This window comes from Deltaproteobacteria bacterium (assembly GCA_019308995.1).
GTDB lineage: Bacteria > Desulfobacterota > Desulfarculia > Adiutricales > JAFDHD01 > JAFDHD01.
Genome location: JAFDHD010000152.1, coordinates 1 through 6,601, shown reverse-complemented (window position 1 = coordinate 6,601; position 6,601 = coordinate 1). Strand labels below are relative to the sequence as shown.

Below are 6,601 nucleotides of genomic sequence, written 5' to 3'. Positions count from 1 at the left end.
AACCCGTTCATGGGAGTGCTTAATTATCTTGTTTCACTGGTGGGCCTCGGCCCCTGGGAATGGGCGGCGCATAGCGCTTCTGTGATGCCTTCTCTGATCATGGTAGAGGTCTGGCACTGGACCCCGTTTTTTATGTTAGTCCTCCTGGCCGGGCTTAAAAATTTGCCCAAGGACCCTTATGAAGCGGCCATTATTGACGGTGCGTCCAAGATTCGAATATTTATCAAGATCACCTTGCCGCTCATGCAGCCTTATATTGTCCTGGTAGTCATCCTGCGCTTGATTCATGGTTTCAGGGTCTTTGATAAGATCTTTGTTATTTCGGGCGGAGGCCCGAACAGGGCTTCCGAGACTCTAAATCTATCTATATATGATACGGCTTTTAACGCCCTTAACTATGGCTATGCCAGCGCTCTCGGCGTAGTGATGCTAGGCATCATTTTCCTGATCAGCCTGGGGATATTTCGATACAGGGAAAGGGAATGGAGCTATTGACCATGGAATCTCCTGGATTCAAAAAAATAGCGATCAGGATCATTTTTATTTTTGCCTGCATTGTCAGTATTACAGTTTTTATCTTCCCTTTTTTCTGGGTTTTTCTTATGTCCTTAAAGACCCCTGACGCTGCTCAGGCTATGCCGCCTGAGTTTATCTTTCGGCCGACCTTTGAAAATTTTAGAGAAGTCCTGTCCCAGGGAGCATTTCTCAGGGCGCTTATTAACAGCTTTGTGGTCACTCTCTTTACCCTGATAGCGAATTTGATTATCGCTCTTCCCGCATCATACATTATTGCCAGACGGCGGCAGAAATGGCTTTCATTCGGCATCCTCTTTACCCAGATGGCGCCCTGGATCGTTTTCCTCCTTCCCTGGTACATCATATTCAAGAAACTGGGGCTTTATGACACCTATATAGGCCTGGTGCTGGTTAATCTTACCTACATGATTCCGCTGACTGTATGGCTCATGCTCGGCTTCTTTGAGGACGTTCCCGTGGAAGTGGAAGAGGCGGCCTGGCTGGACGGCTGTTCCAACACTGGGACTTTTGTACGAATTGTTATTCCTTTGGTCAAGGGAGGGGTCATCACCATCACCACGCTGGGCTTCATGTTCGTCTGGAATATCTTTATTTTCCCTCTTGTCTTGTCCGGGGCCAAGACAAAGACCCTGCCGGTACTGGTTTACAGTTTTTTAGTGGATGACAGCCTTGATTTTGGACCTCTTTCCGCGGCTGCCGTGTTGATTACACTGCCAGTGATCTTTTTTGTCCTCCTCAACCAGAAGTATTTTCAACGGGGAATTGCTCTCGGAGGCAGGAAGTAGCAGAAATAAAGGAACCACCATTTAAACAATCTATCCATCAAGATTTAAGGAAATCATTATGGCAGAGGTCAGGCTCGATAATGTTGCTAAAACGTTCGGTAACGTATTAGCAGTACAGGATTTTACTTTGGACATCCATGACGGAGAATTTATCATCCTGCTCGGACCATCAGGATGCGGCAAGACGACAACACTGCGCATGATCGCCGGGCTGGAACGCTTATCTTCAGGAGAAATATATATTGACAACCTTCTGATCAATGAAGTCGCGCCCAAGCATAGAGATATTGCTATGGTTTTCCAGAACTATGCCTTGTATCCACACATGGACGTGTATGGCAATATGGCCTTCTGTCTGAAACTCAGGAAATTTTCCAAGGAAGATATCCATCAAATTATAAAACGCACAGCAGATCTTCTAGGAATCGGAGAGCTGATGGAGCGAAAACCGAATGAACTATCAGGCGGTCAGCGGCAGAGGGTCGCCCTGGGTCGGGCGATTGTAAGGGATCCTAAAGTCTTCTTGTTTGATGAACCCCTGTCTAACCTGGATGCCAAGCTGCGTATTACCATGAGAGCCGAACTGCTGGACCTCCATCAGAGGCTTCAAACCACTGCCATTTATGTCACCCATGACCAGCTGGAAGCCATGACCATGGGTGACCGCATCGTGGTCATGAATGAGGGGTTTATCCTACAGGTGGACACCCCGCAGAATGTGTACGATCATCCCGTAAATAAGTATGTGGCTGGCTTTATAGGCTCGCCCTCGATGAACTTCGTAGAATGCACGGTGACCCAAAATGAGGGAAATTTATACGCCACGAGCAAAGACATGAATCTCAAAATTCCGGCCGACAAGGTTGGAGAGTTAAAGAAGTACATCAATAAAGAGGTCATACTGGGCTTAAGGCCTGAACATATCATTGATACCCGGAGTCTTCCAAGGCATGATCCAGAAACATCCTTTAAGGCCTTTGTCTGGGTGGTCGAGCCGTTAGGATCAGAGCAGCTTGTACATATTCGTCTTGAAGGAGGGGACACTCTGATCGCGCGACTGGACCCGCATGTTGTACTCCAGGCCGGGGGACAGGCTGAATTTACGGCCAGAATGGAGTCAGCTCACTTATTTGACCGGGAAACGGAAAAGACCTTACTTTAAGATATTTTCTTCAGATTAACAGTTCTTCTTCTGGGGGGTGAAATAGGTCAGCCATAATTAGCCCCGGCGGCTGCAAAAATTTTTGGATCTGCCGGGGTATTTTTAGGTTGATGAGAAACTATGTTTGCCTAGTAATTTATTCTTCAGTATGATAGCCGCATTAAGCAGTTTCTCAAAGGAAATCTTATTTTTTCAGCTTGCTTAGTTTTATACGTCTTTACCTAATTATCTGAAGGCATGATTCAGATTTTATAATAACTACATAAGGAGGATACGATGTCAGAGCTGCCACTTGAAGGGATCATTATTTTGGATTTTGCCACATTGCTCGCGGGTCCGGTTTCAACGACTATCCTGGGAGACTTCGGAGCGACGATCATTAAGATTGAGCTGCCTAAAGTCGGAGACTCCACCCGGGGAATGGGCATCTTTCCGAGCGGAAGAGGCCCTTCCTGGTTGGTCGAGGGACGAAATAAAAAGGCCATCACCCTGGACCTCCACACCAAGGAGGGCCAGGAACTGGCCCATAAGCTCGCGGCCAAGGCTGATGCGGTCGTCATGAATTTCCGGCCGGGCCGGGCCGAAGGGTGGCATATCGGCTCTGAAGACCTGCATCGAACCAATCCTGAACTTATTATTGCGCAGGTGTCTGCCTATGGACAGACCGGACCATACCATAAAAAGGGCGGCTTTGATCGAACGGCCAGCGCCTTTGGCGGAATCACTTATGTCACAGGTTTCCCAGACCAGCCCCCTGTCCGGTCAGGTTATGCTCTGGTTGATTACATGACCGCTTACCTCGGCGCCTTTGGGTTGGTCATGGCTCTTTATAATCGCAAGGTCAACGGGACCGGGGGGGAGGTCATTGATATCAGCCTGGTGGAATCAGGGTTCCGCGCTTCAGAATCGGCCCTGGTTGATTACAGCCTGAGCGGACGGATTCGCGAACGCACTGGCAACCGAAATCCTTTCGTTGTTCCGGCTGATGACTTTGAAACCAAGGACGGGCGTATCCTGGTGATCAATGCCGGGGTTGACACCCTGTGGACCAAGCTGGCCTACGCCATTGGACATCCGGAACTGCTGGAGGACCCGCGATTCAATAGCCGGTTCGCCCGGATAGGGAACCAGGACCAGCTTTATGAGATAGTGGCCGATTGGGTCAAGGATTTGACCGCTGATGAGGCCCTTGAAATTTTGGATCAGGCCGAGGTCCCGGCGGATATCATTCGGAATATCGAAGATTTGGCCCACGATCCCCACCTGCGGGCCAGGGACGCCGTGCTGGAGGTTGAAGACCCGGAGCAAGGCAAAGTCCTGGTGCCCGGGGTTTTCCCCAAGCTGACAAAACACCCTGGCCGGATTAAGTTTTTAGGGGCAAAACTGGGCGAGCATAATCAGGAAATCTATAGCGAGTTCCTGGGGCTTTCCGCTGACGAAATAACGGAACTCGAAAAAAAAGGGGTCATTTAGGTGAATGAACAATTTTGCCGGTTCATACAGGAGTTATTCGCAACAAATGAACTCAATCGTCTCCCGGAAGGTTACGGTAGTGAACGAATCTTTGCCACTCCACTCTTCGGAGTCTCCCGGGGTGATGATCATATTTTTATGAAATTCAAGGAGGTTGTAGCGCCAGAACATTTGACTCCAGCCGAGGTGTGGATCAGGGCCGGACATCCTGAAATGAACGATCTTGCACCGCGATTGCGTATCGTTTCGATTATTTTCCCTTATGTCAACCACATTCGGGAGGAAAGCAAAGATGCCACCATGATGCCTGCTGAGATTTATTGTGTAGGCCGGAACTATGCGAACGCCTTTATGAATGACGTCTTGAACCGGAGTATAAAATTCTTTAAAGATCAAGGTTTTCACGCCACCGCTGGAATGCTCAGCCCGGCTTTTCAGATCCTGGTCAAGGATAATCCCCCCCGAGTTTACTCGGTCTGGTCCGAGCGGCACATAGCATTTGCCGCCGGTCTGGGCACCTTCAGTCTTCATGAAGGCCTGATCACCGAAGCGGGATGCAACATCAGGGTGAGTTCGGTTATTACCGACGCGCCGCTTGAAGTTACTCCCAGGAGGAGCGATGAGCCTTACGCCAACTGTTTGTATTATGCCAAAGGCACCTGTAGAGAGTGTGAGGCAAGATGCCCTGGCGGCGCTATTACCGAAGAGGGCCACGATAAGGTTAAGTGCAATTTATATGGCCGGATCGTGTCAAAAGAAATGACCAACCGCCTTGGAAACATCCTCAAACCTCACCCTCGCAGGATTAATAATCAGGATGTTATTTCATATCCGGTGGGCTGCGCCTTCTGCCAGTTTGGCGTTCCCTGTATGGACCGGAACCCTATGGCCAAGGAACAAAAAAAAGATCAGACTTAACGAATCATGGATTAGTCAGTCGGCAGCTCAAAAGGAAATCTTACAAAAATTTAAAAAGCATTTCCCTCTGATGTAATCAACCAGATTGAAATTGAATCCACTTTCTAGCCCGGAGCAGGAGAAATGAAGATAGAAAAAGTTGAGACAAAGATTTATGAATATACGCTAGACGTTACAATTGGGAAATAGACGGGAAAATCTGATTTTAATATATTTTGCTATTTTTCTTTTTACGGGTTTTTATTTTAGTTTTCAATTTGTCTAATTTGAAATAATTCTTAGAACTGAAACTCAACAAAGGTGCTTTATAATTCCAGAAGCCCGAACCCTGAGCCCTTCGGGAACTGAATCTGCCCGTCAATCATGTCTAGCGGGGGAGTATTTGACGGAAAAGTTCGGCCTTCTGGAAGGAGGGGAATCTCTATCCACTCCATATTCATTTGAGAAAAGGCCCAATGGATATTGGCATAGGCGGCTGGTCCTATCCGAAAAGAATGGGGGCAGATAGCCACGTTATGAAGGTCGGCCAGGGCGGATACCTTTCGGGCCATACTCAGTCCGCCGATTTTAGTAATTTCAGGCTGGACATAATCAACGGCCCCGCTCTTCATTAATGTATCGAAGGCCTTAAGGGAGTATTCATTCTCGCCGGCAGCCAGTTTCAAGTCAACCCTTTGCCGCAGTTTGGCCATAGCTTCATAGTCCTGCATGGGCCAGATGGGTTCCTCTAGCCACAGCACACCGAGGTCGGCCAGACGCCGGGCATTTTCCTCAGCCTCAAGCGGCGTCCAGTATCCGTTTACGTCAACCATAATTGGATAACCGTCAGGGGCGGTGTCTCTGGCCGTGGCCACTAGTTCCATGTCGTACTCATGTAGTTTTACTCCGGCAAAACTGAGCTTAACCGATCTTTCGACCTCTCGCCGGACAATCTCTTCTTTGCGGTAGGGCGGAAAACTGGCATATGCTTTGAGACTGTCTCTAACCTTGCCACCCAACAGAAGAACCACCGGAACATCAAGTTTTTTACCCAAAAGGTCCCACAAGGCCAGGTCAATGCCGCTCAGTCCACAAAGGATAACGCCTTCTGTCCCGTAGCGATAAGCATACTTAAACATCTTTTGCCAGAGTTGCTCTATCCTGGTGGAATCTTCGCCGATAAGTAAAGGAGCTAGTGCGTCATTTATGGCGCTTTCAACTGGCTTCACTGATAGGCCCCACCATGCCTCCCCGACTCCGACCAGACCATCCTCCGTGGTTATATGAACAAATAGTTGAGGTAGGACGTCATCCTTAAAAAGCTTTGTTTCGATCTTTTCAATTTTCATATTGAATCAATTCCTCCAAAAAATGTGTGTCCCGTGATTTCTATAGTAAGTGACTTGCCGACTCAGAATTTGTTCGTGATAAATAGCATTTAAGGCTATCAGTAAATTATCCTGTGAAAGCTTAAAAATACTTATCTCAATGTACCAAGACCAACATAGTTCAGGATTTCCTGTTTTTTCTCAGAGAATTTCATGAGGTCGTCAATCTTTTCGGTAAATTTTTTAAATTTTTCATGAACAAAATCAACATCATCACTGTCAAAGAAATTTTGAACATCTCTTTCTTGTCCTGAATCAGACTTGAGTTGACAGTGTCCCCCTAGTGTTTGGTTAATCTATCAAATCAACTCCTATGCCGCAAGCGGAGAAGCCGCCGCCTCCGACGAGCTATTTTGAAA

6 protein-coding genes are annotated in these 6,601 nt (G+C 47.8%); 5 read left to right on the top strand and 1 reads right to left on the bottom strand.

Annotation, left to right across the window (positions count from 1 at the left end; all coding sequences use genetic code 11):
• The 5 genes from JRI95_15885 to JRI95_15865 all read left to right on the top strand — a co-directional run.
• Positions 1-495: sugar ABC transporter permease (locus JRI95_15885; GenBank protein ID MBW2063023.1), on the top strand; the 495-nt coding region annotated here is incomplete at its 5' end.
• A gap of 2 nt (positions 496-497) precedes the next feature.
• Positions 498-1,322 (top strand): carbohydrate ABC transporter permease, encoded by an 825-nt coding sequence (locus JRI95_15880; GenBank protein MBW2063022.1) that lies wholly within the window; start codon positions 498-500, stop codon positions 1,320-1,322.
• A 58-nt stretch (positions 1,323-1,380) separates the two neighbouring features.
• A complete protein-coding gene (gene ugpC / locus JRI95_15875; GenBank protein MBW2063021.1) occupies positions 1,381-2,484 on the top strand; it encodes a sn-glycerol-3-phosphate ABC transporter ATP-binding protein UgpC in 1,104 nt (367 codons plus the stop codon).
• A gap of 276 nt (positions 2,485-2,760) precedes the next feature.
• A complete protein-coding gene (locus JRI95_15870) occupies positions 2,761-3,957 on the top strand; it encodes a CoA transferase (protein MBW2063020.1) in 1,197 nt (398 codons plus the stop codon).
• Entirely contained in the window at positions 3,958-4,875 is a 918-nt protein-coding gene (locus tag JRI95_15865; GenBank protein MBW2063019.1) for an epoxyqueuosine reductase, read from the top strand.
• 305 nt (positions 4,876-5,180) lie between these two features.
• Here the strand turns inward: JRI95_15865 and JRI95_15860 are convergent, their stop codons facing one another.
• Entirely contained in the window at positions 5,181-6,203 is a 1,023-nt protein-coding gene (locus JRI95_15860; GenBank protein ID MBW2063018.1) for a mandelate racemase/muconate lactonizing enzyme family protein, read from the bottom strand.
• Between the last annotated feature and the right edge of the window lie 398 nt (positions 6,204-6,601).

What these genes read in the sequence shown, in the direction of transcription:
- JRI95_15880 (MBW2063022.1), top strand. Translation starts at nt 498, where the DNA reads ATGGAATCTCCTGGATTCAAAAAAATAGCGATCAGGATCATTTTTATT.
- ugpC (MBW2063021.1), top strand. Translation starts at nt 1,381, where the DNA reads ATGGCAGAGGTCAGGCTCGATAATGTTGCTAAAACGTTCGGTAACGTA.
- JRI95_15870 (MBW2063020.1), top strand. Translation starts at nt 2,761, where the DNA reads ATGTCAGAGCTGCCACTTGAAGGGATCATTATTTTGGATTTTGCCACA.
- JRI95_15860 (MBW2063018.1), bottom strand. Translation starts at nt 6,203, where the DNA reads ATGAAAATTGAAAAGATCGAAACAAAGCTTTTTAAGGATGACGTCCTA.